Origin of the sequence: Paenibacillus sp. GbtcB18 (genome assembly GCF_019091125.1) — a bacterium.
GTDB lineage: Bacteria > Bacillota > Bacilli > Paenibacillales > NBRC-103111 > Paenibacillus_F > Paenibacillus_F chitinolyticus.
The window spans coordinates 1-26127 of sequence record NZ_JAGXJX010000015.1; the positions used below are offsets into that span (position 1 = coordinate 1).

General features: G+C 47.8%; 43 protein-coding genes. 2 read left to right on the forward strand and 41 right to left on the reverse strand.

Translation table 11 applies throughout. The features are described 5' to 3' along the window. Positions 1-367: 367 nt before the first annotated feature. Together KVT34_RS27375 and KVT34_RS27380 are read right to left on the reverse strand one after the other, a co-directional pair. Positions 368-598, reverse strand: coding sequence for a hypothetical protein (locus KVT34_RS27375; protein WP_009676794.1), 231 nt, complete (start codon positions 596-598; stop codon positions 368-370). A gap of 152 nt (positions 599-750) precedes the next feature. Beyond that, positions 751-1326 (reverse strand): stage II sporulation protein M, encoded by a 576-nt coding sequence (locus KVT34_RS27380; RefSeq protein WP_254635194.1) that lies wholly within the window; start codon positions 1324-1326, stop codon positions 751-753. A 136-nt stretch (positions 1327-1462) separates the two neighbouring features. On the opposite strand from KVT34_RS27380, the gene pdaB reads away from it, so the two are divergent. Together pdaB and gerD are read left to right on the forward strand one after the other, a co-directional pair. Further along, entirely contained in the window at positions 1463-2245 is a 783-nt protein-coding gene (pdaB, locus tag KVT34_RS27385) for a polysaccharide deacetylase family sporulation protein PdaB (protein ID WP_217562928.1), read from the forward strand. 143 nt (positions 2246-2388) lie between these two features. Further along, positions 2389-3207, forward strand: a complete 819-nt coding sequence (gene gerD / locus KVT34_RS27390; protein ID WP_217562929.1) for a spore germination lipoprotein GerD — start codon at positions 2389-2391, stop codon at positions 3205-3207. A 22-nt stretch (positions 3208-3229) separates the two neighbouring features. Here gerD and KVT34_RS27395 read toward each other — a convergent pair whose 3' ends face one another. The 39 genes from KVT34_RS27395 to tuf form a co-directional block, all read right to left on the reverse strand. Then, on the reverse strand, positions 3230-4339 hold the full coding sequence (locus KVT34_RS27395) for an Mrp/NBP35 family ATP-binding protein (protein WP_217562930.1): 1110 nt from the start codon (positions 4337-4339) through the stop codon (positions 3230-3232). A 51-nt stretch (positions 4340-4390) separates the two neighbouring features. After that, positions 4391-5149, reverse strand: coding sequence for an N-acetylmuramoyl-L-alanine amidase CwlD (gene cwlD, locus KVT34_RS27400; protein ID WP_217562931.1), 759 nt, complete (start codon positions 5147-5149; stop codon positions 4391-4393). Positions 5150-5216: 67 nt separating this feature from the next. Then, on the reverse strand, positions 5217-6398 hold the full coding sequence (sat, locus tag KVT34_RS27405; RefSeq protein WP_217562932.1) for a sulfate adenylyltransferase: 1182 nt from the start codon (positions 6396-6398) through the stop codon (positions 5217-5219). Positions 6399-6440: 42 nt separating this feature from the next. After that, a complete protein-coding gene (locus KVT34_RS27410; protein ID WP_217562933.1) occupies positions 6441-7133 on the reverse strand; it encodes a phosphoadenylyl-sulfate reductase in 693 nt (230 codons plus the stop codon). Positions 7134-7414: 281 nt separating this feature from the next. Next, a complete protein-coding gene (gene rpsI, locus KVT34_RS27415; RefSeq protein WP_009676832.1) occupies positions 7415-7807 on the reverse strand; it encodes a 30S ribosomal protein S9 in 393 nt (130 codons plus the stop codon). Between the two features lie 20 nt (positions 7808-7827). Then, positions 7828-8265, reverse strand: a complete 438-nt coding sequence (gene rplM, locus KVT34_RS27420) for a 50S ribosomal protein L13 (protein ID WP_042235549.1) — start codon at positions 8263-8265, stop codon at positions 7828-7830. A 174-nt stretch (positions 8266-8439) separates the two neighbouring features. After that, positions 8440-9210: a tRNA pseudouridine(38-40) synthase TruA gene (gene truA / locus KVT34_RS27425; RefSeq protein ID WP_009676806.1), complete on the reverse strand. Its 771-nt coding sequence runs from the start codon at positions 9208-9210 to the stop codon at positions 8440-8442. Positions 9211-9333: 123 nt separating this feature from the next. Next, complete coding sequence (rplQ, locus tag KVT34_RS27430) at positions 9334-9696, reverse strand: 50S ribosomal protein L17 (RefSeq protein ID WP_009676799.1); 363 nt, start codon at positions 9694-9696, stop codon at positions 9334-9336. Between the two features lie 24 nt (positions 9697-9720). Beyond that, the gene (locus tag KVT34_RS27435; RefSeq protein WP_009676831.1) at positions 9721-10665 is read right to left on the reverse strand and encodes a DNA-directed RNA polymerase subunit alpha; all 945 of its coding nucleotides are present in this window, start codon (positions 10663-10665) and stop codon (positions 9721-9723) included. Between the two features lie 122 nt (positions 10666-10787). Beyond that, positions 10788-11183: a 30S ribosomal protein S11 gene (gene rpsK, locus KVT34_RS27440; RefSeq protein WP_016423660.1), complete on the reverse strand. Its 396-nt coding sequence runs from the start codon at positions 11181-11183 to the stop codon at positions 10788-10790. A gap of 21 nt (positions 11184-11204) precedes the next feature. Then, positions 11205-11573: a 30S ribosomal protein S13 gene (gene rpsM, locus KVT34_RS27445; protein ID WP_016423661.1), complete on the reverse strand. Its 369-nt coding sequence runs from the start codon at positions 11571-11573 to the stop codon at positions 11205-11207. A gap of 20 nt (positions 11574-11593) precedes the next feature. Further along, positions 11594-11707 carry a 50S ribosomal protein L36 gene (rpmJ, locus tag KVT34_RS27450; protein WP_003333770.1) on the reverse strand — a complete coding sequence of 38 codons (114 nt, stop codon included), beginning with the start codon at positions 11705-11707 and terminating at the stop codon, positions 11594-11596. An 88-nt stretch (positions 11708-11795) separates the two neighbouring features. Beyond that, positions 11796-12014 carry a translation initiation factor IF-1 gene (infA, locus tag KVT34_RS27455; RefSeq protein WP_009676800.1) on the reverse strand — a complete coding sequence of 73 codons (219 nt, stop codon included), beginning with the start codon at positions 12012-12014 and terminating at the stop codon, positions 11796-11798. A gap of 3 nt (positions 12015-12017) precedes the next feature. Next, positions 12018-12329: a KOW domain-containing RNA-binding protein gene (locus KVT34_RS27460; protein WP_217562958.1), complete on the reverse strand. Its 312-nt coding sequence runs from the start codon at positions 12327-12329 to the stop codon at positions 12018-12020. A 9-nt stretch (positions 12330-12338) separates the two neighbouring features. Beyond that, positions 12339-13091 carry a type I methionyl aminopeptidase gene (map, locus tag KVT34_RS27465; protein WP_217562934.1) on the reverse strand — a complete coding sequence of 251 codons (753 nt, stop codon included), beginning with the start codon at positions 13089-13091 and terminating at the stop codon, positions 12339-12341. After that, positions 13088-13741 carry an adenylate kinase gene (locus KVT34_RS27470; protein WP_009676820.1) on the reverse strand — a complete coding sequence of 218 codons (654 nt, stop codon included), beginning with the start codon at positions 13739-13741 and terminating at the stop codon, positions 13088-13090. The genes map and KVT34_RS27470 overlap by 4 nt, the downstream gene beginning before the upstream one ends. Positions 13742-13826: 85 nt before the next feature. Then, positions 13827-15134, reverse strand: a complete 1308-nt coding sequence (secY, locus tag KVT34_RS27475) for a preprotein translocase subunit SecY (protein ID WP_042235539.1) — start codon at positions 15132-15134, stop codon at positions 13827-13829. Continuing rightward, entirely contained in the window at positions 15134-15574 is a 441-nt protein-coding gene (gene rplO, locus KVT34_RS27480) for a 50S ribosomal protein L15 (protein ID WP_009676816.1), read from the reverse strand. Before rplO ends, secY begins: the two co-directional genes overlap by 1 nt. A 31-nt stretch (positions 15575-15605) precedes the next feature. Further along, a complete protein-coding gene (gene rpmD / locus KVT34_RS27485; RefSeq protein WP_217562935.1) occupies positions 15606-15791 on the reverse strand; it encodes a 50S ribosomal protein L30 in 186 nt (61 codons plus the stop codon). An 11-nt stretch (positions 15792-15802) separates the two neighbouring features. Further along, positions 15803-16300 (reverse strand): 30S ribosomal protein S5, encoded by a 498-nt coding sequence (gene rpsE / locus KVT34_RS27490; protein ID WP_217562936.1) that lies wholly within the window; start codon positions 16298-16300, stop codon positions 15803-15805. A 28-nt stretch (positions 16301-16328) separates the two neighbouring features. Continuing rightward, the gene (gene rplR, locus KVT34_RS27495) at positions 16329-16694 is read right to left on the reverse strand and encodes a 50S ribosomal protein L18 (protein WP_217562937.1); all 366 of its coding nucleotides are present in this window, start codon (positions 16692-16694) and stop codon (positions 16329-16331) included. 52 nt (positions 16695-16746) lie between these two features. Further along, positions 16747-17289, reverse strand: coding sequence for a 50S ribosomal protein L6 (rplF, locus tag KVT34_RS27500; protein WP_009676801.1), 543 nt, complete (start codon positions 17287-17289; stop codon positions 16747-16749). Between the two features lie 29 nt (positions 17290-17318). After that, entirely contained in the window at positions 17319-17717 is a 399-nt protein-coding gene (gene rpsH, locus KVT34_RS27505) for a 30S ribosomal protein S8 (protein WP_009676818.1), read from the reverse strand. Between the two features lie 32 nt (positions 17718-17749). Continuing rightward, on the reverse strand, positions 17750-17935 hold the full coding sequence (locus KVT34_RS27510) for a type Z 30S ribosomal protein S14 (protein WP_040953112.1): 186 nt from the start codon (positions 17933-17935) through the stop codon (positions 17750-17752). A gap of 93 nt (positions 17936-18028) precedes the next feature. Next, positions 18029-18571, reverse strand: coding sequence for a 50S ribosomal protein L5 (gene rplE, locus KVT34_RS27515; protein WP_042235534.1), 543 nt, complete (start codon positions 18569-18571; stop codon positions 18029-18031). Positions 18572-18600: 29 nt separating this feature from the next. Continuing rightward, complete coding sequence (gene rplX / locus KVT34_RS27520) at positions 18601-18954, reverse strand: 50S ribosomal protein L24 (protein WP_009676802.1); 354 nt, start codon at positions 18952-18954, stop codon at positions 18601-18603. Positions 18955-19055: 101 nt separating this feature from the next. Beyond that, positions 19056-19424 carry a 50S ribosomal protein L14 gene (gene rplN, locus KVT34_RS27525; RefSeq protein WP_009676804.1) on the reverse strand — a complete coding sequence of 123 codons (369 nt, stop codon included), beginning with the start codon at positions 19422-19424 and terminating at the stop codon, positions 19056-19058. A 32-nt stretch (positions 19425-19456) separates the two neighbouring features. Then, entirely contained in the window at positions 19457-19720 is a 264-nt protein-coding gene (rpsQ, locus tag KVT34_RS27530; RefSeq protein WP_217562938.1) for a 30S ribosomal protein S17, read from the reverse strand. A gap of 26 nt (positions 19721-19746) precedes the next feature. Beyond that, a complete protein-coding gene (rpmC, locus tag KVT34_RS27535; protein ID WP_009676819.1) occupies positions 19747-19944 on the reverse strand; it encodes a 50S ribosomal protein L29 in 198 nt (65 codons plus the stop codon). Beyond that, complete coding sequence (gene rplP, locus KVT34_RS27540) at positions 19934-20368, reverse strand: 50S ribosomal protein L16 (protein WP_009676823.1); 435 nt, start codon at positions 20366-20368, stop codon at positions 19934-19936. The genes rpmC and rplP overlap by 11 nt, the downstream gene beginning before the upstream one ends. A gap of 2 nt (positions 20369-20370) precedes the next feature. Beyond that, positions 20371-21033 (reverse strand): 30S ribosomal protein S3, encoded by a 663-nt coding sequence (gene rpsC, locus KVT34_RS27545; RefSeq protein ID WP_009676810.1) that lies wholly within the window; start codon positions 21031-21033, stop codon positions 20371-20373. A gap of 13 nt (positions 21034-21046) precedes the next feature. Continuing rightward, on the reverse strand, positions 21047-21379 hold the full coding sequence (gene rplV / locus KVT34_RS27550) for a 50S ribosomal protein L22 (protein WP_016423663.1): 333 nt from the start codon (positions 21377-21379) through the stop codon (positions 21047-21049). A gap of 30 nt (positions 21380-21409) precedes the next feature. Next, complete coding sequence (rpsS, locus tag KVT34_RS27555) at positions 21410-21688, reverse strand: 30S ribosomal protein S19 (protein WP_042235527.1); 279 nt, start codon at positions 21686-21688, stop codon at positions 21410-21412. 48 nt (positions 21689-21736) lie between these two features. Next, on the reverse strand, positions 21737-22567 hold the full coding sequence (gene rplB, locus KVT34_RS27560; protein WP_042235524.1) for a 50S ribosomal protein L2: 831 nt from the start codon (positions 22565-22567) through the stop codon (positions 21737-21739). Positions 22568-22597: 30 nt separating this feature from the next. Then, positions 22598-22888: a 50S ribosomal protein L23 gene (gene rplW, locus KVT34_RS27565; RefSeq protein WP_009676809.1), complete on the reverse strand. Its 291-nt coding sequence runs from the start codon at positions 22886-22888 to the stop codon at positions 22598-22600. After that, positions 22885-23511, reverse strand: a complete 627-nt coding sequence (gene rplD, locus KVT34_RS27570) for a 50S ribosomal protein L4 (RefSeq protein ID WP_217562939.1) — start codon at positions 23509-23511, stop codon at positions 22885-22887. Before rplD ends, rplW begins: the two co-directional genes overlap by 4 nt. 16 nt (positions 23512-23527) lie before the next feature. Further along, positions 23528-24151 (reverse strand): 50S ribosomal protein L3, encoded by a 624-nt coding sequence (gene rplC, locus KVT34_RS27575; protein WP_217562940.1) that lies wholly within the window; start codon positions 24149-24151, stop codon positions 23528-23530. Positions 24152-24196: 45 nt separating this feature from the next. Continuing rightward, on the reverse strand, positions 24197-24505 hold the full coding sequence (gene rpsJ, locus KVT34_RS27580) for a 30S ribosomal protein S10 (protein WP_103998012.1): 309 nt from the start codon (positions 24503-24505) through the stop codon (positions 24197-24199). 430 nt (positions 24506-24935) lie between these two features. Then, positions 24936-26126 (reverse strand): elongation factor Tu, encoded by a 1191-nt coding sequence (gene tuf / locus KVT34_RS27585; protein WP_217562941.1) that lies wholly within the window; start codon positions 26124-26126, stop codon positions 24936-24938. Position 26127 lies beyond the last annotated feature (1 nt).

The following is a 26127-nucleotide window of genomic DNA, read 5'->3' on the forward strand; positions in this document are numbered from 1 at the left end:
ATTAGGCACGCCGCCAGCGTTCGTCCTGAGCCAGGATCAAACTCTCCGATAAAGTTGTGCCGGCCTTACGGCCAGCGATTTATCTCAAGCTGATTAAGCTCAATCATTCGTTGCTGACGAGAATTTCTTCTCATTAATGTCTCGATTTCTCGAGACGCTTCAATCACTCGTTGTTCAGTTTTCAAAGGACAATCTCGGCTTTAATGGCCTCGTCGTCGTTCGCTAAGTTTCAGCGGCGACTTGATTAATATATCACAGATTGACTATTCATTGCAAGCTTTTTTTAAATTTCTTTTTTGCTTGGCTTGTTAAATGAAAACTTTGTCGAATCAGCGAAATTTAATTTACCATGAAGGTCCGTCTTAAGTCAAGACTTTTTTTGATGCTGGACACGATTCCTCGCGTATTTAGAAATTTCCCTCGGCGAAGCAAGCCTGGCATACATACGGAAGATAACCTTATAGCGGGATTCTATAGCTTTCTTAATCTCCTCGTCCATTCTCTTATCGTTCAGATCGAAGAGCATTTCGTCTAATTCTTTTCTTAGCACATAGTCCAGTTCTCTGCATTCCCTGTCATTAAAAAGAAATCCAAGCATCAACTTATTCTAGCTCCCCTCAAAATCGACTCTGCATCCACAACAGCGAGAAGGCTCCTGCATCCATTCGGACGCAGGATACCGTTCCGCTTTACTGTTATGCTCATGTTTTGTCATTTTTATGACGGGGTTCAAGAAAATTTTTACAATTGTTATCCTTTTAAAAGCCAGAGAGTCACTGTGCTTTCAACGACAGCTGCAAGGAGCAACGTTCCTACGACAAGCAAAATTAACGGTCGGGTCAGCCTCATAACACGCTTAAATTCTGCCGCGGCGTTCCCGCTTCTTTTGGGAGAGAAGAGTCCCCCGATCATTTTGATAACAAGAATTCCGAGTCGAAGACCATAGGCGCAAGCTACGATAATAGCCGGAATCTCCAGTATTCCATGCGGCAGGATTCCTTTCAGAACATAAGCAAGGCTTTGCGCTTCCATCTGATATTGGATGACATACCCCAACAGCATCCCGTTTACCAGGAGCACCATTAAGGGAAGAATACCGAAAAACAATCCTAGGTATACAAACATCAATGACTTGATCGCGTTGTTCAGGAAAATAACGATAAACAGCCAGAGGTTAAGATTTTCTTTGCCTTTAACCAGTCCTGAAATTTGCTCAAGGCCCTTCATCTGCTGGTCCAGAAAAGCCTGAAAGCGGTCCGGATACATTGTCCCCAGTACTAAACCAGCTGCGAAAACCAAAACGGAAGCAATCAGGTAATGCTTCATTTCTCCGAAATGCTTAAACAGCTCTCTCCACTTCAATTTCCTGTTCTCCTTTCTCTTTAACGCATAACTCGATGGTACGAGCATACATTTTACTAAGCCGGAATACAAGTCCAAGGAGAAGGAGGCAGGAGCAAGCGTGAGCCATTTTTACGTCTTTAACGGCAAGAAAATAAAACAAGCCGTCTTTATCGGCGTCGCCGTAGTTTTCGCCGCAGGTATCGTTTATTCCGAACGGGGGAATATGGCGGTTTTTTCAAGCGGGGGTCCCGCGGCAATTTACAATGTCAAAACGGAGAAGAAACAGATCGCGTTGACGTTCGACATCTCATGGGGGGAAACGCGTACGGCTCCGATCCTGGATGTGCTGGAGCAGAAAGGTATCAAAAACGCGACGTTCTTTCTTTCCTCGCCCTGGAGCAAAAGCCACCCCGATATTGTAAACCGAATTATCAAGAGCGGTTATGAAATCGGAAGTCACGGCCATAAGCATGTGAACTACAGCAGTCTGGGAGACGAAGAGATCCGCAAGCAAATTCAGACCGCAGACGGAGTCCTAAAGGAGTTTACCGGCAAAAGTCCGAATCTGATCCGTATGCCTAACGGCGATTTCGACAAGCGCGTTCTCGGTATTGCAGACCAGCTGGGATATAAGGTTATTCAATGGGATACGGATTCACTGGATTGGAAAAATCCCGGAGTGGATACCATTATCAATCGCGTTGTAAGTAAAGCGCATCCTGGCGATATCGTCCTGCTCCATGCCAGCGATTCCTGCAAACAGACCCATGAAGCCCTTCCCGCCATTATCGACCAGCTTAAGAACAAGGGGTATGAATTCGTGACGGTAACGGAGCTGATGAAACAGGCGCAGACTGAAAATAAAGCCGTAGAAGAACAGTCGTTTAAACAGGTTTACTAAACTCCTCCGGTACATACATTTTTTTTGAAACGGCCAAATCTAACCAACTTTCTCAGTAATCAACCATGTCACCCCTTTATGAAAAGGCTCCCCCCCACACATACTAACGGTACTAATTTAGGGGAAAGGAGCTTGTGTGCACAATGAATCGGAAAACAGTGCGTTATGTTCCTGCCTTAGTTGCAGTTATTCTCTTGGCTTCCTGCAGTTCCAACAATTCTTCACAGGGGTCTTCATCGTCCCAGGGCAATTATAAAGAAACCAAATCCATGGTGCTTGACATTCTAAAGTCGGACGAGGGCCGTGCGGCAATCGATAAAGCCTCCCGCTCCAGCTTATCTTCGGCAGGTTCGGGCAGTTCTTCGGTCAGCATGTTGACCGACGGTCAAAAATTGCAGATGCAAACGGCGGTCAAGGATGTTCTGACCAGTACGGAAAGCAGTAAATTCGTAAGGGATATGATGAAAGACCCCCGTTTTGCCGGTGATTTCGCCAAAGTGGTGAGTACGCAGAATAAACAGCTCCACAAGGATCTCATGAAAGATCCGGAGTATCAGAAACAACTCCTGCAAATTATGAAAAATCCCGAATACCAGCAGCTCATGATGGAACTGACTCGGACGACCCAGTACCGTCAACAGATGATGAATGTCATTCAGGAATCTTTCCAGAGCCCCTTGTTTCAAGCTCAAATGCTCACGATTATGAGAAAAGTAATGGAAGAGGGTATCATACCTAAAGGGGCCGGGGGCCAAGGCGGCGGACAGGGTGGCCAAGGCGGTAAAGGCGGTAAAGGCGGCGGCCAAGGTGGTGGCCAAGGTGGCGAAGGCGGTCAGCAAGGCCAGGGGGACCAAAAAAACAAACAAGATCAAGGCCAGGAAAGCGATCAAGGAGATCAAGGCCAGGATGAGAAGGAATCCCCGAACAAAAAGGGAAAGAAGGATCAGGACTCCGAATATTAAAAAAAGGACTGATGCTTGTGCATCAGTCCTTTTGAGTGTGTTGAACGACACTCCGTGCCAGCTCCAGATACAGTTGGCCTGTGTTGGAATCTTCTTTGTACACCGACGGGGAATAATCCGGTTCGGAAATATGATTGTCCGGTGCGCCCAATGGAATTTGGGCAAGCAATTGAGTATGCAGCTGTTCCGCCAGCATGCCTCCTCCGCCGCGGCCGAAGACGTAGTCTTTCTCCCCGCATTTGGAGCACTCGTAGTAAGCCATGTTCTCCACCACACCGATAATCTCATGTTTGGTATGCACGGCCATGGCGCCCGCTCTGGCTGCTACAAAAGCGGCAGTAGCGTGAGGGGTCGTAACCAGGATCTCTTTGCTTTGCGGAAGAAGCTGATGAATATCCAGCGCGATGTCGCCCGTACCGGGAGGCAGATCGAGCAGCAGGTAGTCCAGTTCTCCCCAATCCACTTCGTGGAAGAAGTTATGGAGCATCTTCCCCAGCATAGGTCCACGCCAAATCACCGGCGAGTTATCCTCCACAAAGAAACCCATGGAGATAACTTTAACGCCGAACTTTTCTACGGGGATAATCCGGTTATCAACAAGCTGAGGCTGCTCCTCTATTCCCATCATATCCGGAATACTGAAGCCGTAGATGTCCGCATCCATAATCCCCACTCTCTTACCGAGACGCGCCAATGCAACAGCAAGGTTCGCCGTTACGGTGGACTTCCCTACACCGCCCTTACCGCTTGCGACGGCAATAAAATTAACGGGGGACTCCGGATTCAGCAATGGAGCCGTTTCTTGTCCCGTTCCGGCAATGGTGCCGGCAGTCTCCGCGCTTCCCGCCTCAGATACATTCGCATAAGCGGAAAGCTGGTTTTTCTCATAATCCGTTATTTCACGAAAACGAATATGAACCCCTTCGGCTCCGGTTTGGGACAAAGCGGATTCAATGCGTTCCTTTAGACTTGCTTTGTAGCTTTCATCCGTAACGGACAAAACACACGTAAGAGAAACGCGGTTCTCTTTAATGACCACGTCTTTAACGAAGTTCAGTTCTACGATAGAAGCTCCGTAAGTCGGATCTGTTATAGGCTCAAGCGATTGCCGGATAAGCTCTTTGGTCACCATCTGTTCCACCTCGGTAGGCTTATTTCTGTTCAGATCATTATAACATACCGATTAGGACGAACGCACTTTCTCCCCGGAGAAATAACGCAGAATCGCTTGATAAACGGACGCGGCAACTTTCTTTTGATACTTATCGTCGGCCAAGAGCCTCGATTCCTCCGGATTGGATAAAAACCCGACTTCGACGAGCGCACTCGGCATTTTCAAGGTTTTCAGCAAATAAACGCCGGTATCGGCCTTCTTGGCGACACGCTCCGTATTTTCCAGATTTTTTTTGAGTTCGTTCTGGATGAGTGTGGACAAAGTTGCGTTGTCCGGGTGATTCGGGTAGTAGAACGTTTGTGCGCCCCTCCACTTATCGGACGGAATGCTGTTCAAATGAATGCTGAGAAACAAGTCGGCTTTCTTGCTGTTTATGAATTCGGCTCGGCTTAACAAATCTTCTGTTTTTCGGCGGCTGAGTCCCTTCGTTCCCTCCAAGGCCAAATCCGTATCCGTTTCTCTTGTCATCACCACCATAGCACCGGCCTGCTGCAAATAATCACGCAAATACAAAGTGATCGCGAGGTTGATATCCTTCTCTATTACGCCGGATTGGCTGACCGCCCCTCCGTCAGGGCCTCCGTGCCCGGCATCCAAAGCAATCGTCTTCCCTGAAAGAGGCATGGACCATTCGCTCCATGTTCGTGTCGAGGGCAGCTCGTAGGTGTACATAAAGGCCATCAGCATAACCAGCAGGCCCGCCATGATGATCTTAATGCCGCTGTCCCAGGTCAGCCATACGACAAACCTTTTTCTTGGTCTCCGCATGAAAAAATCCACCTCTGTTCCCCAATAGACTCCATTCATCTATATGGGACAGGGTGGACAATTATACCTACTGCGCGGACGTGCCTACAGGCTCTGACATGCCCTCTATGAGCACTTTCGCCACTTCCGGGCGTGTAAACTCCTGCGGCGGACATTGGCCGTCACGCAGCAAGGCGCGTACTTTCGTACCCGACAGGTGCAGATGGTCAGCTTTGTCGTGCGGGCAAGTTTTGCTCGATGCCATATTCCCACATTTCGTGCAGTAAAAGCTATGCTCGAAGAAAAGAGGCGTAATGCCGATTTCCTCCGGTGTAAAGTTACTGAAGATTTCCTGGGCTTCATAAGTACCGTAGTAGTCGCCTACGCCCGCATGGTCGCGGCCTACGATAAAATGGGTACAGCCGTAGTTTTTGCGGACCAGAGCATGGAAGATCGCTTCCCGCGGACCCGCATAGCGCATGGCAGCCGGAAAAACACCGAGAAAAGCACGATCCGAAGGATAATAATTTTCAAGGAGAACGAGGTAGCTTTTCATCCGGACATCTGCGGAAATATCATCGGACTTGGTCTCGCCAACCAACGGATTCAGAAAAAGGGCATCGACGATTTCCATGGCCGATTTTTGAATATATTCATGGGCCCGGTGGACCGGATTGCGGGTTTGGAACCCTACGATAGTCCGCCAGTTCTTCTCGTCAAAAATTCGGCGAGTCTCGGCCGGATCATAGTAAAAATCTTCGAATTTGGCCGGTTTCGGCCTGTTCAACACTTGGACGGGCCCTCCGACATAGGTGGATGGTTTCGTCAGCAGCTTTTGGACGCCAGGGTGCTCCTTATCGTCCGTTTTAAAGACTTTACGGGCTTCGAGCTGCTGAGCGGCCTTGTAGATGCTGGCCACGTTTATAAGACCGTATACGACGCCATCCTCTTCTCCCACCAAAGCCGCTTGCTTACCAACAGCGAGTTCCTTCGCAACGGCTTCTTCAACCGCCAGGGTCACAGGTATGCTCCATACGGTGCCATCCGCCAATCGCATGCGTTCGACAACCGAAACGTAATCTTCTTCATTCAGAAAACCGGTTAACGGGGAAAATGCTCCTACACCAATAAGATCAAGGTCCGAAATGGCCCAGTTGTTTATACGGATTTGAGGCAGTTCGCCCGCCGCTGCAAGAAGTTGTTCGCGTTCGCTTCCCGTAACCAGGCGATTAATCAAAGTGCCGCCGTGAGGCGCTATTGAAGATGGCATGGATGTCTCTCCTTTAGTCTTCTAATAATTTCGGTTTCTCGCTTACTTATGGAGCCCGCATTCCGTTTTGTCATTGCCTGCCCAGCGGCCCGCACGCGGATCTTCACCCGGAGCGACCGCCTTAGTGCAGTGGCTGCAGCCGATACTAGGGTAGTTCTGATCGTGAAGCGCATTATAAATAATACCATTGGAACGAATATACTCCCATACATCGTCCGAAGTCCAGCTAGCAAGCGGATTAAACTTAACCAGACCGAATTTCACATCGTATTCAACCTTCTTGGCATTTGCCCGGGTCGGAGCTTGATCTCTGCGAATTCCCGTAATCCATGCGTCATAATTTTTCAAAATATCCGTCAAGGGATCCACCTTACGGATGTTGCAGCATTCGTTCGGAGCGGATAGCCACAGCTCGGCGCCATACTGAGCCGCTTGCTCTTCCAGTGTGAGCTTAGGGAGAACTTGAATAAAAGATTTTTGATAGTGGTCTTGTAAACGATCTCTTGTGTCATACGTCTCCTGGAAATGCACATTAGTGTCCAGATAGAAAATGTCTGTTTCCGGACTCACCTTTTGCAGCATATCCACCAGCACTACGTCTTCCGCACCGAAGCTACATGCGAGCGTAATGCTTGGGAATGTATGAACCGCCCATCGAATAAGCTCTTCGGGTGACTGGTTCTCAAATTCTTCGGCGGCTTTGTTCACTAACGCTTCCTTTTCGAACAAATTCATATTTGTACCCTCCCATTTTAATTCCGAGTATCCTAATCTGTTTTGTTATTTTACTTCATTATAAATCACAACTTAGTGTTGTCAATAGTCTAAAGGCAACCTTTTTATCATATTGAACAAAAGGTCGATAAATTCGGATGTTATGTCGGAATTATAGAGTATTATAACGAACATTTTAAGGGGCCATTAATCCGTAACGGTCAAAAGACTGCTAAAAGGACACAAAAAAACCCTTCCGGTACATTTCTGTACACAGAAGGGTTTGCTTTGTATAACCGATCTTAACGTTTCGAGAACTGAGGAGCACGACGAGCTGCTTTCAAGCCGTACTTCTTACGTTCTTTCATACGAGGATCACGAGTCAAGAATCCAGCGCGTTTCAGAGAACCGCGGAATTCAGGATCTGCTTTAAGCAGTGCGCGGGAGATGCCATGGCGAATTGCGCCGGCTTGTCCGCTCATTCCGCCGCCGTTAGCCAGTACGAGTACATCGTACTTGCCAATTGTTTCGGTCAGCGTCAGAGGTTGTTTCACGATTAGTTTCAGCGTTTCCAGGCCGAAGTATTCGTTAAGGTCACGTTTGTTGATGATGATGCGTCCTTCGCCCGGTACTAGACGCACACGTGCTACCGAATGCTTACGACGACCGGTTCCGTAGTATTGAACTTGTGCCACAAGTCAGTCCTCCCTTTCAATTAACCCCGAAGTTCCCAAACTTCTGGTTGTTGTGCTTGGTGTGGATGTTCCGCGCCTGCATATACTTTCAGCTTCAGCTTCATGCTGTTGCCAAGACGTGTCTTAGGCAGCATGCCGTGAATAGCAAGTTCCAGTACACGCTCAGGCTTTTTGTTCAGCATATCTTGAGCTGTCGTAACTTTCAGACCACCTGGGTGCATCGAGTGACGGTAGTATTTCTTGTCTTGCAGTTTGTTGCCGGTCAGATGAATCTTCTCAGCGTTGATGATGATTACGAAATCTCCGGAATCCACGTGCGGGGTGAATTGCGGTTTGTGTTTGCCGCGGATAATGCTTGCAGCTTCACTAGCCAGACGTCCGAGCGTCTTGCCGGTAGCATCAATGATGTACCATTTGCGTTCAACTTCATTCGGCTTAGCCATATATGTGGTACGCATGCTCTGATCCTCCTAAAAATATATCTCCGAACTTTATTAACAAACATAGTCATAGGTTAAAATACGTCTTGAATCTTTGAGTGTTTTTGAAGTCGGGGCCGTGGGGTAGCCCTTCAAGAAACACCATCACATATTTTACAGCATAGTCCAGGGAATAGCAAGAATTAAATTACATTATTCCGCGTATTCTACATTCCACAGCATCAGCCCGTGGGCTTCGGCCGTCGGGCCCGCAAGCGCCCGGTTACGTCCCCTCAAAATCGCAGCCATTTCTTCGGCTGGGCGTTTGCCTTCCCCGATTTGTATCAATGTTCCCACGAGAATCCGGACCATGTTGTAGAGAAAACCGCTGCCGGTGAAATAAAAGCGAAGCTGACCCGGCTGGTTGGGCTCGACAGACATTTGATCCGTTTCTTCAACGATCCAAGCGTCATAAATCGTACGAATACGCGATTCGGCTACGGTTTTGACCGAACAGAACGAGGAGAAGTCGTGCGTGCCTAGGATCGCCGCTAGAGCGTCTCTCATGGCATCCACATCCAAAGGGTTGGGATGGTGGAATTGGTATCGGCGTTGAAAAGTATCCGGTATCCGCGCAGTACGGATCGTATAGGAATAGGTTTTTCTTTTTGCCGACTTGCGGGCATGAAAAGATAGGGGCACTTCATCCGCACGAAGCGCAACGATATCTTTCGGAAGCCTGGAATTAAGAGCAAGGCACCAGCGTTCTGCGGGGATCTGGGAGGCTGTAGTGAAGTTGATCACCTGAGCGCGGGCGTGAACGCCAGCGTCCGTCCGCCCTGATGAGGTGATCTTCACCGTCTCCCCGGACAGCATCCGAATGGCCCGTTCCAGATAATCCTGGACCGTATTGCCATGAGGCTGCGTCTGAAAACCCGAGTACGAGGTGCCGTCATAACTTACCGTTATTCTTATATTTCTCACGAAACCATACCCTCCGTATACCGAACGGACAGGTTGATCGGGAGGTGAGTACAATCCGGTCAGATTGCAAAAAAAGGGCTTCAGCAGAATCCAAAGATTCTGTCCACCCTTTCCCACCCTTCGTTACGCCCGGTCTACCAGTTCCAGATATACCATAGGAGCAGCATCTCCACGACGAGGTCCCAGTTTCAGGATACGTGTGTATCCACCTGGACGCTCAGCATAGCGAGTTGCCAGCTCGGAGAACAACTTCTGGATTGCATCCTGGTCTCCTGCGGTTTCACGACGAACAAATGCAGCTACTTGACGACGAGCATGCAGATCTCCGCGTTTCGCTAATGTGATGAGCTTCTCGGCGATAGAGCGAACTTCTTTCGCTTTCGCTTCAGTTGTTTGAATGCGCTCGTTAATGAAAAGGTCCGTTACGAGGTCGCGGAACAATGCTTTCCGCGCACTGGAGTCACGGCCTAACTTTTGATATGCCATGTCTTAACCCTCCTTCTGAGGTGATTATTCTTCCGTACGCAGGCCAAGACCCAGCTCTTCGAGCTTCTCTTGAACTTCCTCAAGAGATTTACGGCCAAGGTTACGCACTTTCATCATATCTTCTTCGGTTTTGGTGATCAGCTCTTGCACGGTATTGATACCGGCACGCTTCAGGCAGTTGTAAGAACGAACGGAAAGATCCAGTTCCTCGATCGTCATCTCGAGAACTTTCTCTTTCTTATCTTCTTCTTTCTCTACCATGATCTCCGCATCTTTGGCTTCATCGGTTAATCCAACAAAGAGCATTAGGTGTTCCGTCAGAATCTTCGCACCCAGACTTACTGCTTCCTCAGGGCGAATACTTCCGTCCGACCACACTTCGAGGGTTAGTTTGTCGTAGTTCGTCACCTGGCCGACACGAGTGTTCTCTACCGTGTAGTTCACACGCGTGATCGGAGTGTAGATCGAGTCAACCGGAATGACGCCAATAAGTTGCTCATCCCGTTTGTTCTTATCAGCCGGCACATAACCGCGGCCTCTGTTCGCATGAATTCTCATATGAAGACGAGAGTCAGACGATAGAGTCGCGATATGAAGATCCGGGTTCAAGATCTCCACATCACTATCTCCGCGAATATCAGCAGCTGTGATTCTACCTTCTCCTTCGGCGTCGATCTCCAGTACTTTTTCTTCGTCTGAATGGATTTTCAAAGAAAGACCTTTCAGATTCAGAATAATCTCCGTTACGTCCTCCATAACTCCCGGAATAGTCGAGAATTCATGGAGAACTCCGTCGATTTGTACAGAGCTAACCGCAGCACCCGGTAGTGAAGACAGTAAGATACGACGTAGTGAGTTACCTAATGTGGTCCCGTATCCGCGTTCCAGCGGTTCTACGACGAATTTGCCGTAAGCTCCGTCTTCGCTTAAAGATACGGTCTCTATTTTTGGCTTTTCGATTTCGATCATGAAATTAACCCTCCTTCAAAACGTCGTTACCCTGGAACATTTCCATAAACGATGTAGTATGCCTATCCTTCAACATCATTATTCACATGTTTAGAATATTTATACCACATGCCGACTTGAAATTACACGCGACGACGTTTTGGAGGACGGCAACCGTTATGCGGAATTGGTGTTACGTCCTTAATCAGGTTGACTTCGAGACCAGCAGCCTGCAAAGAACGAATTGCTGCTTCACGGCCGGCGCCAGGGCCTTTAACCATGACTTCAACAACTTTCAGACCATGTTCCATAGCGGCTCTAGCTGCAGATTCAGCAGCCATTTGCGCAGCAAACGGAGTGCTTTTACGGGATCCTTTGAAGCCCAGGTTACCGGCACTTGCCCAGGAAAGCGCGTTTCCATGAGGATCCGTGATCGTTACGATTGTATTGTTGAATGTGGAACGGATGTGTGCCACACCGGATTCAATATTTTTACGGTCACGACGTTTCGTACGGACGACTTTTTTAGGTTTAGCCATTGTTCACTCTAACCCCCTTTATTATTTCTTCTTGTTAGCTACAGTCCGACGAGGACCTTTACGTGTACGAGCATTGGTTTTCGTGCGTTGACCACGAACAGGCAGGCCACGACGATGACGGATACCACGGTAGCATCCGATTTCAACCAGACGTTTGATGTTCAGAGCGATTTCGCGACGAAGGTCGCCTTCCACTTTGATCGTTTTGTCGATAACTTCACGAATTTTGCTTACTTCTTCTTCCGTAAGATCGCGAACACGAGTGGATGCGTCAACGCCAGTTTGGCTCAGAACTTTCTGAGAAGTCGTTTTACCGATACCAAAAATGTACGTCAATGCGATTTCAACGCGCTTGTCACGCGGTAAGTCTACACCAGCAATACGTGCCATTGTTGAACGTGCACCTCCTTTTAGCCTTGTTTTTGTTTATGTTTCGGGTTTTCACAAATTACCATGACGTTGCCTTTGCGACGAATGACTTTGCATTTCTCGCAGATCGGCTTGACCGACGGTCTTACCTTCATGTTTATTACCTCCTGAGAGTTTGCCACCGCAAACTTGCTTCGTAAGGGTTGGCCGCTATGTCGGCTAAGACTGCGGCGTTGCAGCTATTTATTTGAACCGATAGGTTATACGACCTCTCGTCAAGTCATATGGGGATAATTCTACAGTAACCTTGTCGCCAGGTAAAATCCGAATGAAGTGCATTCTGATCTTTCCGGAAACATGGGCCAAAATTTTATGTCCGTTCTCAAGCTCTACCTTAAACATTGCGTTCGGAAGAGGTTCGATTACTGTACCTTCCACTTCAATTACATCTTCTTTAGCCACCGATTATTCTCCTTTCTCATCTGCCTCAGATTGTAGACTGTCGATAAACTTCTTCACCGCATGTCTTAACTTGGCATTCGTAACACGGCTGCTTTCCGTTAAACTTCTGGAAACTTCTCCGCTGATCACAGGCTGAAGCTGAAGATGCTGAACATTCTTCTTCTTCGGCTGGTCGAATCTGCGTTTATCGCCATCGGCAATCCAAACGAATCTGGAATCCTCCGCTCGGATGATAACCGCATATTGACCTTGATCTTTGCCTCGGAGAATTTTTACGATTTGACCGGGCTGCGGCAGCTGTTCCTGACCTACCAATTCGCTCACCTAAGCCTTCAGCTGGGTTAATATTTCATAACCGTCTGCCGTAATGGCAATGGTATGTTCGAAATGTGCACATAAGGAATTATCTACGGTAACTACGGTCCAATCATCCTCGAGTGTCTTTACGAATCGCTGTCCGACGTTCACCATAGGCTCGATCGCAAGTACCATACCGGGTTTAAGCCGGGGGCCTTTGTCCCGAATCCCATAGTTGGGAATCTGCGGATCTTCGTGAAGCTCCGTGCCGATCCCGTGACCGACATATTCACGAACAACCGAGAAACCCGCGTCTTCGATCACTTGCTGTATGGCGTGTGAGATCGTATACAGCCGGGCGTCCGGTTTGGCTTCCGCCAATCCGGCTAACAGCGAACGTTCAGTTACTTCCAGAAGTTTCTTTGCGGTTTCAGAAATTTCACCGACGCCATAAGTCCAGGCCGAATCACCATGATATCCTTTGTATTGTGCCCCGATATCAATGCTGATAACGTCGCCTTCGACTAATTTGCGGCTGCCGGGAATGCCGTGCACCAATTCTTCATTAACTGAAGTGCAGATGCTGCCAGAGAAACCGTTGTAGCCTTTGAAAGAGGGTACGGCACCTTGACTGCGAATGTATTCCTCAGCGATTTTATCCAGGTCCTTAGTCGTAACGCCCGGGCGAACCGATTCAGCCATCAACTTGTGGGTTTCGGCTACGATCCGACCTGCCTCACGCATAAATTCCAACTCTACTTCGGACTTACAAATGATCATTCAGAATGACCTCGCAGCAATGAACTGATTTGGGAAGTTACATCTTCGATATCCTGCTCCCCATCAACCTCGCGCAATACGTTACGTTTCTGGTAGTACTCAAGAAGCGGTGCTGTCTTCGACGTGTATTCGTCCAAGCGGGTACCGACTTTCTCTTCCGTATCATCGGATCTCTGATACAATTCGCCGGAGCATTTGTCGCATACGCCTTCCTGCTTCGGAGGATTGAAAATCACGTGATACGTGGCGCCGCAGGATTTGCAGATACGGCGACCGGTCAGTCTGGCCAGCAGGAAGCTGCGATCCACTTTCAAGTTAATGACGTGATCGATTCGCTTACCAAGAGATTGCAGGATCTCATCTAAAGCTTCCGCTTGAGCAATCGTACGCGGAAAACCATCGAGAAGAAATCCTTTATCGCAATCCGGCTGCTGCAGTCGTTCACGAACAATACCGTTAGTGATTTCGTCTGGAACAAGTTTGCCTTGATCGACATAGGATTTAGCTTCTATGCCGAGCGGCGTCCCTTGACTCATTGCCAATCTAAAGGCATCGCCGGTTGAAATGTGAGGAATCTGAAATTCACTGACAATTTTCTCCGCCTGAGTACCTTTACCCGCACCCGGAGGACCCATAAATAAAACGTTCACGTTTTCCCCTCCTTCGGCACTTAGTAGTACGAACAGCACAATAGGTGCCGATGCCGCAACAAAGTGCCTACATCAGAACCTATTGCTATTTGTTGATAAATCCTTTGTAATGACGTTTGATCAGTTGGCTTTCTACTGTTTTCAACGTCTCCAATGCCACACCCACGAGGATGAGAAGTGAAGTTCCGCCGATCCGAACCGAAGTTGGCAAGCCTGCCAGAGCCCCGAAGATCATTGGGAGAATCGAGATGAAAGCCAGGAAGAAAGCGCCGGACAAAGTAATTCTCGACATTACTCTTGTCAGATAGCTGGAAGTTGGTTTTCCGGGACGAACGCCTGGAATATAACCGCCATTCTTCTTCATTTGATCAGCCATTTGCACCGGATTAATCTGTACAAACGTGTAGAAATAGGTGAAACCGACAATCAGTAGCACATATAGAGCAAGCGCAATCGGCGCCGAATTGTTAATGCTTAGATTGCGGATAATCCAATCCGCAAATGGATTCCCCGCCCAGAAACCTGCAATAATCGTCGGGAATTGAAGCAGTGATACGGCAAAGATGACCGGAATTACTCCTGCAGCATTCACTTTCATGGGAATGTGCGTGCTCTGTCCGCCGTACATTTTCCTCCCTACAACACGCTTAGCGTATTGTACGGGTATCTTCCGAACTCCCTGCTGAACGTAGATAACGCCAACGATAATGGCTACTACTACGATCAGAATGAGGACGACTTTCAAGATGTTCAGGAACAGGGCATCTCCTGCATTCGCAAACTGCGTCTGGTAAATCTGACTGATTCCTGTCGGAATAGCAGCTACGATTCCCGCGAAGATAATAATCGAAATCCCGTTTCCGATCCCTTTTTCAGTGATCTGCTCACCTAACCACATCAGGAACATCGTTCCTGCCGTCAAGACAATCGCTATCAGAGAGTAGGTAGCAAAGCTTGGATTGATCACAAGCCCCTGGAAGGAGTTGTTAAACATGATCGCATATCCATAAGCTTGAATCACGCCAAGCACAACCGTTAAATAGCGAGTAAGCTGGGCCGATTTCTTTCTCCCCACTTCTCCCTCTTTCGCCCACTGTGTAAGCCTTGGAACAACGTCCATGGACAGTAGTTGAACGATAATCGAAGCCGTAATGTACGGAAAGATCGACATCGAGAAGATGGAGAACTGGAAAAGCGCTCCGCCGGAGAAAGTATTCAGCAATCCGAACACGCTATTCTGGTTGGCCTGATCCTGCAGCTTCAAAAGCTCTGCATTGATATTGGGTACCGGAATGAAGGCACCGATTCTGTAGATGATTAACACGAGAAGCGTGAAAATGATTCTCTTACGCAAATCCTCTACTTTAAAGATGTTGGACAGGGTCCGGAACATTAAATCACCTCGGATTGACCGCCGGCAGCCTGGATTTTATCTACCGCAGATTGGGAAAACTTGTTCGCCTTAACTGTAAGCTTTACAGTGAGTTCGCCGTTTCCAAGAATCTTAATTCCATCTTTAGGTGATTTAACAACACCCGTTTCCATCAGAAGCTCAGGAGTTACTTCCGTACCAGCTTCGAACTTGTTCAGGTCTTCCAGGTTAACGATAGCAAATTCCTTACGCGTTGGGTTCACGAAACCACGCTTAGGGAGACGACGGTAAAGTGGGTTTTGTCCACCTTCAAAGCCTGGACGAACACCACCGCCGGAACGGGCGTTCTGACCTTTGTGACCGCGTCCGGAAGTTTTTCCGAGTCCGCTACCTACACCGCGACCGAGACGCTTGCGAGTGTGGCGTGCGCCTTCTGCAGAGCTCAGCTCATGTAATTTCATAGTTGCACCTCCTCTTGATTGAATGTGTTACTTATGCTTGAATTTCTTTAACTTCGATAAGGTGGCTGACTTGATTAATCATACCACGGATTGCTTCATTGTCGCTTTGAACAACAGAATGGTTCAGCTTTTTGAGGCCAAGAGCTTGAACCGTCTTTTTCTGTGTTTCCGGACGTCCAATCAGGCTACGCTTAAGGGTAATTTGAAGTTTAGACATGTTTATCCTCCTTAACCCATCAACTCTTCAACGGTTTTGCCGCGAAGTTTGGCTACTTCTTCCGCTTTCTTCAGACGGGAAAGACCTTCTAAAGTAGCGTTCACCATGTTCATGGAGTTCGAAGAACCCAGGGATTTTGTTAAAATGTCGCCAACGCCAGCTAGTTCGAGTACTGCACGAACCGGGCCGCCAGCAATTACTCCAGTACCTTGGGAAGCAGGTTTCAGCAGCACACGTCCAGCGCCGAAATGACCAGTTACAAGGTGAGGAATCGTAGTTCCAACGATAGGAACGTGGACGAGGTTCTTCTTAGCATCTTCGATTCCTTTGCGGATTGCATCAGGAACTTCGGAAGCTTTACCGATACCAGCGCCGACATAGCCGTTACCATCGCCTACTACGACAAGAGCGCTAAAGCTAAAGCGACGTCCGCCCTTTACAACTTTAGCAACGCGATTAATATGAACAACTTTTTCAGTCAGCTCTAAAGTGTTAGGATCTACACGCAAGTCGTTTACCTCCTTATGAGATGTTTTCTTAGAATTCTAGACCAGCTTCACGAGCTGCTTCGGCCAGAGCCTGAACACGTCCGTGATAGAGATATCCGCCGCGGTCAAATACTACTTGGCTAACGCCTTTTGCTTTTGCACGATTCGCAACCAGTTCGCCGACTTTACGAGCAGCTTCGACGTTACCGCCGTTGCTGACCTCTTTAAGCTCTTTGTCCTGAGTGGATGCCGATGCCACTGTTACTCCGTTCACATCGTCAATGATTTGCGCATACATGTGCTTCTCAGAGCGGAAAATGTTCAAGCGAGGACGTGCTGTCGTCCCTTGAATTTTCTTACGAACACGCAGGTGTCTTTTCAGACGTGCTTTATTCTTATCGCCTTTAGTAATCATGGGTTGCACTCCTTTCATCTATATTCCGATGTCAGGCCGGCCTTAGGCCGCCTTACTTCTTCTTACCAGCTTTACCTTCTTTGCGGATAATGCGTTCGCCTTCGTACTTAATACCTTTACCTTTGTACGGCTCAGGTTCACGAACGGCACGGATTTTGGCAGCAGTTGCGCCAACGAGTTCTTTATCGATCCCTTTAACAATCACTTTCGTGTTGCTAGGTACGTCGAATTCGATTCCGCCTTCAGGGTTGATTTCAACCGGGTGAGAGTAACCTACGTTCAGGACGAGTTTGTTTCCGGTTTTGTTAGCACGGTAACCTACGCCAACAAGCTCCAGATTTTTCTCGAAGCCTTGCGTTACTCCTGTAACCATGTTGTTCAATACGCTGCGAGTCGTGCCGTGCAGGGAACGATGCAGTTTATGATCAGAAGGTCTTTCAACCGTAATGACATTGTCTTGTACGGATACCTTCATATCTTTGTGAAGTTCGCGGGAAAGGGTTCCTTTCGGTCCTTTTACCGTGATTGTCGTGTTCTCAAGCTTTACGTCAACGCCACTTGGAACAGTAATTGGTTTGCGACCAATACGAGACATGTTTGCACCTCCATTCAATCGAGTCTAAATTACCAAACGTAGCAGAGAACCTCTCCGCCGGATTTTGCTTGACGAGCGTCTTTGTCCGTCATCACGCCACCGGAAGTGGAGATGATAGCGATACCCAGACCGCCAAGTACCCGAGGGATCTCTTGGGATTTTGTGTATACGCGCAGACCAGGTTTGCTGATACGTTTCAAACCGGTGATTACGCGCTCGTTATTCGGACCGTATTTCAGGAACAAGCGGATGATGCCCTGCTTGTTATCTTCTACGAATTCAGCGTCACGGATGAAACCTTCATTCTTGAGGATTTCAGCAATCTCTTTCTTGATCTTGGAGGCCGGAATTTCTACCGTCTCGTGACGAACAATGTTTGCATTACGAATGCGTGTAAGCATATCTGCAATTGGATCAGACATAACCATGGATGTGAACCTCCTTCCCGAAAATAAGTGGATTACCAGCTTGCTTTACGCACACCTGGAATCTGGCCTTTATATGCTAGTTCACGGAAACAAATTCTGCAAATTTTAAATTTGCGGAGAACGGAATGCGGGCGGCCGCAACGTTCGCAGCGAGTGTACGCCTGCACTTTGAACTTAGGGGGACGTTGTTGCTTGATTTTCATCGAAGTTTTTGCCACTTAAATTACACCTCCTACAAGTTTTCGCCTGAAAACTCTCTCCGATCATTATCGGCAGGGGCTTCCTTCCGAAAGCTCCGTGATGATTTGTTCTTACTTCACAAACGGCATTCCGAGTTGGGTAAGCAGTTCACGAGCTTCTTCATCCGTATTCGCAGTCGTTACGATTACGATGTCCATACCACGAACTTTATCAATTTGATCGTATTCGATCTCTGGGAAGATCAGTTGTTCTTTAAGACCAAGCGTGTAGTTACCGCGTCCGTCGAACGCTTTGGAGGAAACTCCACGGAAGTCACGTACGCGCGGAAGCGATACGTTGAACAATTTGTCCAGGAATTGATACATGCGTTGGCCGCGCAGTGTTACTTTAACGCCGATCGGCATGTTCTCACGAAGTTTGAAACCCGCGATGGATTTCTTCGCACGAGTGATTACCGGTTTTTGACCCGCAATTTTTTGCAGATCCTCTACGGCACTGTCGAGCACCTTGGAGTTCGAAACAGCCTCACCAACCCCCATGTTGATGACTACTTTCTCGATCTTAGGAACTTGCATAACAGTGGTGTAGTTAAACTTCTGCATCAGAGCAGGAGTGATTTCATTCAAGAAACGATCTTTCATTCTTGCTGCCATTCTGGTGCCTCCTTTCCGCACTTAGTCGATTAATCGATAGCTTCGCCGGATTTTTTCGCAATACGTACTTTAGTTCCGTTCTCAAGGACCTTGTAACCTACACGAGTCGGCTTGCCGCTCTTAGGATCCACGAGCATTACGTTGGAAGCGTGAATTGCAGCTTCTTGAGTAATGATTCCGCCTTGAGGGTTCTGCTGGGAAGGTTTCGCATGTTTTTTGATCATGTTCACGCCTTCGACCAGAACACGATTTTCACGCGGGTAAGCTGCGAGAACGCGACCTTTCTTACCTTTGTCTTTGCCGGAGATAACAAAAACTGTGTCGTCTTTCTTTACATGCAGTTTATGGTTATGAGACTCAAGTCTCTTTTTCGTTCTTGGCATGTTGATTACACCTCCTAAGCTTTCGTATGAAAGCTAACTTCGTAAGAGCTGCCGGACTTCCCAGAAGAAAGCCGCGCCGCAATTTAATTAAGCTGCCTGTGTTAGATAACCTCAGGAGCAAGAGAAACGATCTTCATGAAGTCTTTATCACGAAGTTCACGAGCAACTGGTCCGAAAATACGAGTTCCACGAGGGCTCTTATCATCTTTTACGATAACTGCCGCGTTCTCATCAAATGTGATGTAAGATCCGTCTTTACGACGAGCGCCGCTCTTTGTACGAACGATTACCGCTTTGACTACATCACCTTTTTTGACAACGCCCCCTGGTGTTGCTTCTTTCACAGAGCAGATGATCAAATCACCGATATTGCCTACACGACGACCAGTACCGCCAAGCACACGAATGCACATCAGCTGTTTCGCACCGGAGTTGTCCGCAACCTTCAAACGAGATAATGGTTGAATCATGTTAGTCCCTCCTTTCGGATTTTACCTGTTGGTTAAACAATAACTGCTTTTTCAACGATCTCAACGAGACGGAAACGCTTGTCTTTAGACAATGGGCGAGTTTCCATGATTTTCACGGTGTCGCCAATTTGCGCTTCATTGTTCTCATCGTGAGCTTTAAACTTCTTCGTATATTTAATCCGCTTGTGGTACAAGTCGTGTTTTTTGTAAGTTTCCACGGCAACAACGATGGTTTTATCCATTTTGTCGCTGACCACTTTACCGATTTGGACTTTACGTTCGTTACGCTCTGCCATATACGAGCCCTCCCTTCTGAATTTGCTTAACCAATCCCGAGTTCTCTTTCACGCAAAACTGTTTTCGCACGGGCGATTTCTTTGCGCAGCTTCTGAATTTGAACCGGGTTATCCAGTTGTCCGGTAGCTAGTTGAAAACGGAGGTTAAAAAGTTCTTCCTTGAAACCGTTAATTCTTTGTTCAATCTCAGCAGTGGTTAAGTTGCGGAATTCACTAGCCTTCATGTGCTTCACCACCCACTTCTTCTTTCTTCACGAACTTACATTTAACGGGAAGCTTGTGCATAGCAAGACGCATAGCTTCGCGAGCAACTTCTTCGCTAACACCGGCAAGTTCGAACATAACTTTACCTGGTTTTACTACGCTGACCCACTTCTCAACGTTACCTTTACCGCTACCCATCCGAACTTCAAGAGGCTTTTGGGTGATAGGCTTCGAAGGGAAGATTTTGATCCACACTTTACCGCCACGCTTGATGTAACGAGTCATGGCAATACGTGCTGCTTCGATCTGACGGTTTGTGATCCACGCAGGCTCAAGAGCCTGGAGACCGTATTCACCGAAAACAACTTCAGTGCCGCCTTTAGCGCGACCTCTCATTTTACCGCGGTGTTCTTTGCGGTGTTTTACACGTTTAGGTACTAACATGATTAGTTACCTCCTTCCGATTGAGCCTTTTTCTTAGCTGTCGGAAGTACCTCTCCACGATAGATCCATACTTTCACACCGATCCGTCCGTAGGTCGTGTGCGCTTCAGCTGTACCATAATCGATATCCGCACGAAGCGTGTGGAGTGGAACTGTTCCTTCGCTGTATCCTTCCGTACGGGCAATCTCCGCTCCGCCCAGACGACCGCTGGTCGAAACTTTAATTCCTTTAGCTCCCGCTCTTTGCGTTCTTTGCATCGCTTGTTTCATAGCACGACGGAAAGATACGCGGCGCTCAAGCTGTTGTGCAATGCTTTCTGCAACGAGGACAGCATCGAGCTCAGGGTTTTTCACTTCTGCAATGTTGATGTGTACTTTCTTACCTGTCATGTTGGCAATGTAGTTACGGATGTTTTCAACTTCCGCTCCACCTTTACCGATAACCATACCAGGTTTAGCTGTATGAATCGTCACGTTAACGCGATTAGCCGCGCGCTCGATATCGATATGGGACACTGCAGAATCTTTCAGCTTGTTCTTCAGATATTCACGAATTTTAACGTCTTCCATCAGCAGGTCGCCGAAATCTTTCTCAGCATACCACTTGGATTCCCAATCGCGAATAATACCAATTCTAAGACCCACCGGGCTTACTTTTTGACCCACACGTTATCCCTCCTTATTTCTCAGATACCACAACAGTGATGTGGCTGGTACGTTTATTGATACGGCTTGCACGACCCATCGCACGAGGGCGGAATCTTTTCATGATTGGACCGTGGTTCACATAAACTTCACTAATAACAAGTTTGTTAGGATCCATCGAATAGTTGTGCTCAGCGTTGGCAATTGCGGAGTTCAGAACTTTCTCCACGATCGGAGAAGCTGACTTTGGAGTATGGCGAAGGATTGCAACCGCATCGCCTACTTGTTTGCCGCGAATCAAGTCAATTACCAGCTGCACTTTGCGAGGAGCGATCCGAACGAATTTAGCAGCAGCTTTAGCTTGCATAGTAGTACCTCCTCCCAGTAAAAATAACGATTAGCGCTTGCCTGTTTTCTTGTCGTCATCGTGACCTTTGTACGTACGAGTTGGTGCAAACTCACCGAGTTTGTGTCCGACCATATCTTCCGTTACGTATACAGGCACGTGTTTTCTTCCGTCATACACCGCGATTGTGTGGCCCACGAATTGCGGGAAAATCGTGGAACGACGAGACCAAGTTTTAACTACCGTTTTCTTGCTCGACTCATTCAGTTCTTCGACCTTTTTCATCAGGTGTCCGTCGATAAAAGGACCTTTTTTCAAGCTGCGACCCATTGAAGCCCCTCCCTTCTCTGAACCATAAGATATTCAGATGTGTATAAATTACTTCGTGCGACGACGTACAATGTACTTGTCAGAAGCCTTGCCTTTTTTGCGAGTTTTATAACCGAGTGTCGGTTTGCCCCATGGGGACAACGGAGACTTACGTCCGATTGGAGCGCGGCCTTCACCACCACCGTGTGGGTGATCGTTCGGGTTCATTACTACCCCGCGGACTTCTGGTCTCTTACCGAGCCAACGATTACGTCCCGCTTTACCGATTTTCACAAGTTCGTGATCTTCGTTACCTACAGAACCGATTGTCGCGCGGCAGCCTTTAAGCACTTTGCGAACTTCGCCCGAGGAAAGACGAATTGTCACGTACACATCTTCTTTACCAAGAAGTTGAGCTTCCGTACCGGCAGCACGAACCAATTGTCCGCCTTTGCCTGGCTTCAACTCAATGTTGTGGATAACTGTACCGACCGGAATGTTTTCCAGAGCCAGTGCGTTACCTACTTTAATGTCGGAACCCAATCCGGATTGGATTTGATCGTCGACTTTCAGACCTTTAGGAGCGATGATGTATCTCTTCTCCCCGTCTGCATAGTGGATCAGAGCAATGTTAGCGGAACGGTTTGGATCGTATTCGATTGTAGCAACGCGACCCGGAATGCCGTCCTTATTGCGTTTGAAGTCGATGATGCGGTATTTACGCTTGTGTCCGCCACCGTGGTGACGAGTAGTGATTTTACCTTGGTTGTTACGACCAGCTTGTTTGCTCAGAGGAGCAAGCAGGGATTTCTCCGGTGTGGATGTCGTGATTTCTTCGAAGGAAGATACCGACATGGCACGTCTTGCTGGAGAGGTCGGTTTATACTTTTTAATTGGCACCTGTGTTACCTCCTTACTTTAGAGATATTGTTATACCGTTTCAAAGAACTCCAGCTCTTTGCTGTCTGCGCTAAGTGTCACGATGGCTTTCTTCCATTCGGAAGTGTAACCGGAGTGACGTCCTTGACGTTTCGGCTTCGCCGGCATTCTGAGTGTGTTTACGCTGGATACTTTCACTTTAAAAATTTGTTCGATCGCTTGCTTGATTTCCGTTTTGTTAGCGCGGATTTCAACTTCGAACACATATTTCTTGTCAGCCATCATTTCCGTAGAACGTTCCGTGATGACCGGGCGCTTGATAATATCGCGTGGGTTCTTCATTGCGCAAGCACCTCCTCTACCTTCTGAACCGCATCCTTCGTAATGATCAATTTGTCATGAACCATTACGTCAAGTACGTTGATTCCATCAGCAACAACGAATTTAACTCCCGGAATGTTACGAGCGGAGAGAGCAACACTATCTTCATAAGAAGCAGCAACCACGAGAGCTTTGCGCTCAACGTTGAGGTTTTTCAAAATAGCTACGAATTCTTTCGTCTTCGGAGCATTCATTTGAAGCTGATCCAGAACGATAATGTCGTTATCGATTACCTTCGAGGACAAAGCCGACTTGATTGCAAGACGACGAACCTTCTTAGGCAGTTTGTAACCATAGCTGCGAGGAGTCGGTCCGAATACGACACCGCCACCCTTCCATTGTGGAGCACGGATACTACCTTGACGAGCACGGCCAGTACCTTTTTGTTTCCACGGCTTACGTCCGCCGCCGCGTACTTCAGAACGTCCTTTAACCTTGTGAGTTCCTTGACGAACGGATGCTTGCTGGAGCAAAACAGCTTCATGCAGAGCGTGTACGTGAGGTTCGATACCGAACACCGCATCAGACAGTTCTACTTCACCGACTTGTGTGCCGGATACATTATAAAGAGCTACTTTTGGCATCAGTCTTCCTCCTTTCTTACTTTTTCACCGCGGATTTCACGCTTACGTAGCTGTTTTTAGGTCCAGGAATGGAGCCTTTAACAAGAATCACGTTGCGTTCCGCATCAACTTTAATTACTTGCAGGTTTTGCAGGGTTACGGTTTCGCTACCCATATGTCCTGGCAATTTCTTGCCTTTCATTACACGGTTAGCTGCGATGGAACCCATCGAACCCGGTCCACGATGATATCGGGAGCCGTGAGACATTGGACCCGTATGCTGATTGTGTCTTTTGATAACGCCTTGGAATCCTTTACCTTTGGAAGTTCCAGATACGTCAACAAATTCACCCTCGCTGAACAGATCAGCTTTCAGCTCTTGGCCAACTTCGTACTCACCCAGTGCCACTCCACGAAATTCTTTAACGTAGCGCTTAGGAGCAGTGTTCGCCTTCTTGGCATGACCAATTTCAGGCTTAGTTGCATTTTTTTCTTTCTTGTCCGCGAAACCGATTTGGATCGATTCGTATCCGTCGTTATCCACATCTTTCTTCTGCAGAACCACACAAGGTCCAGCTTGGATAACAGTGACAGGCACTACGTTTCCTTCCGGTGTAAACACTTGAGTCATTCCAAGTTTTTTACCTAAGATACCTTTCATCGTTGACACCTCTTTTCCTTTTCGTTTCTTCTATATATAGAAGCTTTATAGTTTAATTTCAATATCGACGCCGGACGGTAAGTCCAGTCTCATCAAAGCATCCACAGTTTGTGGTGTAGGATTCACGATATCGATCAGACGCTTGTGTGTACGCTGCTCGAATTGCTCACGAGAATCTTTGTATTTGTGTACCGCACGAAGAATCGTGATAACTTGCTTCTCAGTTGGAAGCGGAATCGGACCGGAAACACTTGCTCCGGAACGTTTGGCAGTTTCAACGATTTTCTCAGCCGATTGATCGATCACTCTGTGATCATAAGCTTTCAAACGGATACGAATTTTTTGCTTTGCCATATAAGTCCCTCCTTCTATCGCCCAATTTAGTATCGGACATACTCCGTGAAAATCTCCTGACAACCACTCCCATGGCAAAGGGGCCGGGTGTGCCAGCAACCTCTCACATCATCGCAACGTCACAGACCAACGCTCACTATTATATCGAATACCAAAGATAAATGCAACATTTTTATACGACAAATATCTAGAAACGGAAAGGTTTCCGAAAATGTCGCTTTTATGTGCACAATCGTTCGATTTACTTTATAGATAGTAATGCTAGTTTAGTCTTTGACATCGGATGTGTCTGGCCGAACTTATTGGCCGATTAATAAGCATTCATGTAAAAAGGCCCCACCACCAAGGGCAGGGCCTTCGTCTTACTTCGTTACAGTACAGGGGTCTCGTTACAGTACGTGTTGCTTATGAAGATCGTCGTTAGACGATATTATTTGCTGATTGTTGCTACTGCGCCGGCACCAACAGTACGGCCGCCTTCACGGATCGCGAACTTAGTACCTTGCTCGATAGCGATTGGGTTGATCAGTTCTACCGTTACAGTGATGTTATCACCAGGCATAACCATTTCAGTTCCTTCTGGCAGGGTGATGATACCCGTTACGTCAGTTGTACGGAAGTAGAACTGAGGACGGTAACCCGTGAAGAAAGGCTTGTGACGGCCACCTTCTTCTTTAGTCAGAACGTAGATTTGTGCAGAGAAGTTAGTGTGCGGGTTAACGGAACCTGGCTTCGAAAGAACTTGTCCGCGCTCGATGTCTTTACGGTCTACACCACGAAGCAGTGCGCCGATGTTGTCACCAGCTTGAGCGGAATCAAGAAGCTTACGGAACATTTCCACGCCTGTAACTACGCATTTGCGAGTTTCTTCAGCGATACCAACGATTTCAACTTCGTCTTGTACTTTAACAGTACCACGCTCTACACGGCCTGTAGCAACTGTACCACGACCTGTGATGGAGAATACGTCCTCGACAGGCATAAGGAAAGGCTTGTCAGTTTCGCGTTCTGGAGTTGGGATGTAAGTATCGACTTGCTCGAAGAGCTCGACGATTTTGTCAGCCCACTGGCCATCTGGGTTTTGCAGAGCTTCACGAGCGGAACCACGAATGATCGGAGTGTCGTCGCCTGGGAACTCATACTCGGAAAGAAGATCACGGATTTCCATTTCAACCAGTTCAAGAAGCTCTTCGTCTTCAACCATGTCGCATTTGTTCATGAATACGACGATGTAAGGAACGCCTACTTGACGGGAAAGAAGGATGTGTTCGCGAGTTTGCGGCATTGGGCCGTCAGCTGCGGATACAACCAGGATTGCTCCGTCCATTTGAGCCGCGCCAGTGATCATGTTTTTAACATAGTCGGCGTGACCTGGGCAGTCTACGTGAGCGTAGTGACGGTTAGGAGTCTCGTACTCAACGTGTGCCGTGGAGATTGTGATACCACGCTCGCGCTCTTCTGGAGCTTTGTCGATTTGGTCGAACGCTACTGCGGAACCACCATATCTTTTGGACAGTACGTTAGTGATCGCAGCTGTCAGAGTTGTTTTACCGTGGTCGACGTGACCAATAGTACCGATATTAACGTGCGGTTTATTACGTTCGAATTTAGCCTTTGCCATG

Coding starts and splice junctions, on each gene's coding strand:
- KVT34_RS27375 (WP_009676794.1), bottom strand. CDS start 598: ATGCTTGGATTTCTTTTTAATGACAGGGAATGCAGAGAACTGGACTAT.
- KVT34_RS27380 (WP_254635194.1), bottom strand. CDS start 1,326: ATGAAGCATTACCTGATTGCTTCCGTTTTGGTTTTCGCAGCTGGTTTA.
- gerD (WP_217562929.1), top strand. CDS start 2,389: ATGAATCGGAAAACAGTGCGTTATGTTCCTGCCTTAGTTGCAGTTATT.
- KVT34_RS27395 (WP_217562930.1), bottom strand. CDS start 4,339: ATGGTGACCAAAGAGCTTATCCGGCAATCGCTTGAGCCTATAACAGAT.
- cwlD (WP_217562931.1), bottom strand. CDS start 5,149: ATGCGGAGACCAAGAAAAAGGTTTGTCGTATGGCTGACCTGGGACAGC.
- sat (WP_217562932.1), bottom strand. CDS start 6,398: ATGCCATCTTCAATAGCGCCTCACGGCGGCACTTTGATTAATCGCCTG.
- KVT34_RS27410 (WP_217562933.1), bottom strand. CDS start 7,133: ATGAATTTGTTCGAAAAGGAAGCGTTAGTGAACAAAGCCGCCGAAGAA.
- rplM (WP_042235549.1), bottom strand. CDS start 8,265: ATGCGTACCACATATATGGCTAAGCCGAATGAAGTTGAACGCAAATGG.
- rplQ (WP_009676799.1), bottom strand. CDS start 9,696: ATGGCATATCAAAAGTTAGGCCGTGACTCCAGTGCGCGGAAAGCATTG.
- KVT34_RS27435 (WP_009676831.1), bottom strand. CDS start 10,665: ATGATCGAAATCGAAAAGCCAAAAATAGAGACCGTATCTTTAAGCGAA.
- rpsK (WP_016423660.1), bottom strand. CDS start 11,183: ATGGCTAAACCTAAAAAAGTCGTCCGTACGAAACGTCGTGACCGTAAA.
- rpsM (WP_016423661.1), bottom strand. CDS start 11,573: ATGGCACGTATTGCTGGTGTAGACTTACCGCGTGACAAGCGCGTTGAA.
- rpmJ (WP_003333770.1), bottom strand. CDS start 11,707: ATGAAGGTAAGACCGTCGGTCAAGCCGATCTGCGAGAAATGCAAAGTC.
- map (WP_217562934.1), bottom strand. CDS start 13,091: ATGATCATTTGTAAGTCCGAAGTAGAGTTGGAATTTATGCGTGAGGCA.
- secY (WP_042235539.1), bottom strand. CDS start 15,134: ATGTTCCGGACCCTGTCCAACATCTTTAAAGTAGAGGATTTGCGTAAG.
- rplO (WP_009676816.1), bottom strand. CDS start 15,574: ATGAAATTACATGAGCTGAGCTCTGCAGAAGGCGCACGCCACACTCGC.
- rpmD (WP_217562935.1), bottom strand. CDS start 15,791: ATGTCTAAACTTCAAATTACCCTTAAGCGTAGCCTGATTGGACGTCCG.
- rplR (WP_217562937.1), bottom strand. CDS start 16,694: ATGATTACTAAAGGCGATAAGAATAAAGCACGTCTGAAAAGACACCTG.
- rplF (WP_009676801.1), bottom strand. CDS start 17,289: ATGTCTCGTATTGGTCGCAAACCAATTACTGTTCCAAGTGGCGTTGAC.
- rpsH (WP_009676818.1), bottom strand. CDS start 17,717: ATGGTTATGTCTGATCCAATTGCAGATATGCTTACACGCATTCGTAAT.
- rplE (WP_042235534.1), bottom strand. CDS start 18,571: ATGGCAGCAAGAATGAAAGATCGTTTCTTGAATGAAATCACTCCTGCT.
- rplX (WP_009676802.1), bottom strand. CDS start 18,954: ATGCCAAGAACGAAAAAGAGACTTGAGTCTCATAACCATAAACTGCAT.
- rplN (WP_009676804.1), bottom strand. CDS start 19,424: ATGATTCAACCATTATCTCGTTTGAAGGTTGCGGACAACTCCGGTGCG.
- rpsQ (WP_217562938.1), bottom strand. CDS start 19,720: ATGGCAGAGCGTAACGAACGTAAAGTCCAAATCGGTAAAGTGGTCAGC.
- rpmC (WP_009676819.1), bottom strand. CDS start 19,944: ATGAAGGCTAGTGAATTCCGCAACTTAACCACTGCTGAGATTGAACAA.
- rplP (WP_009676823.1), bottom strand. CDS start 20,368: ATGTTAGTACCTAAACGTGTAAAACACCGCAAAGAACACCGCGGTAAA.
- rplV (WP_016423663.1), bottom strand. CDS start 21,379: ATGCAAGCTAAAGCTGCTGCTAAATTCGTTCGGATCGCTCCTCGCAAA.
- rpsS (WP_042235527.1), bottom strand. CDS start 21,688: ATGGGTCGCAGCTTGAAAAAAGGTCCTTTTATCGACGGACACCTGATG.
- rplW (WP_009676809.1), bottom strand. CDS start 22,888: ATGAAGAACCCACGCGATATTATCAAGCGCCCGGTCATCACGGAACGT.
- rplD (WP_217562939.1), bottom strand. CDS start 23,511: ATGCCAAAAGTAGCTCTTTATAATGTATCCGGCACACAAGTCGGTGAA.
- rplC (WP_217562940.1), bottom strand. CDS start 24,151: ATGAAAGGTATCTTAGGTAAAAAACTTGGAATGACTCAAGTGTTTACA.
- rpsJ (WP_103998012.1), bottom strand. CDS start 24,505: ATGGCAAAGCAAAAAATTCGTATCCGTTTGAAAGCTTATGATCACAGA.
- tuf (WP_217562941.1), bottom strand. CDS start 26,126: ATGGCAAAGGCTAAATTCGAACGTAATAAACCGCACGTTAATATCGGT.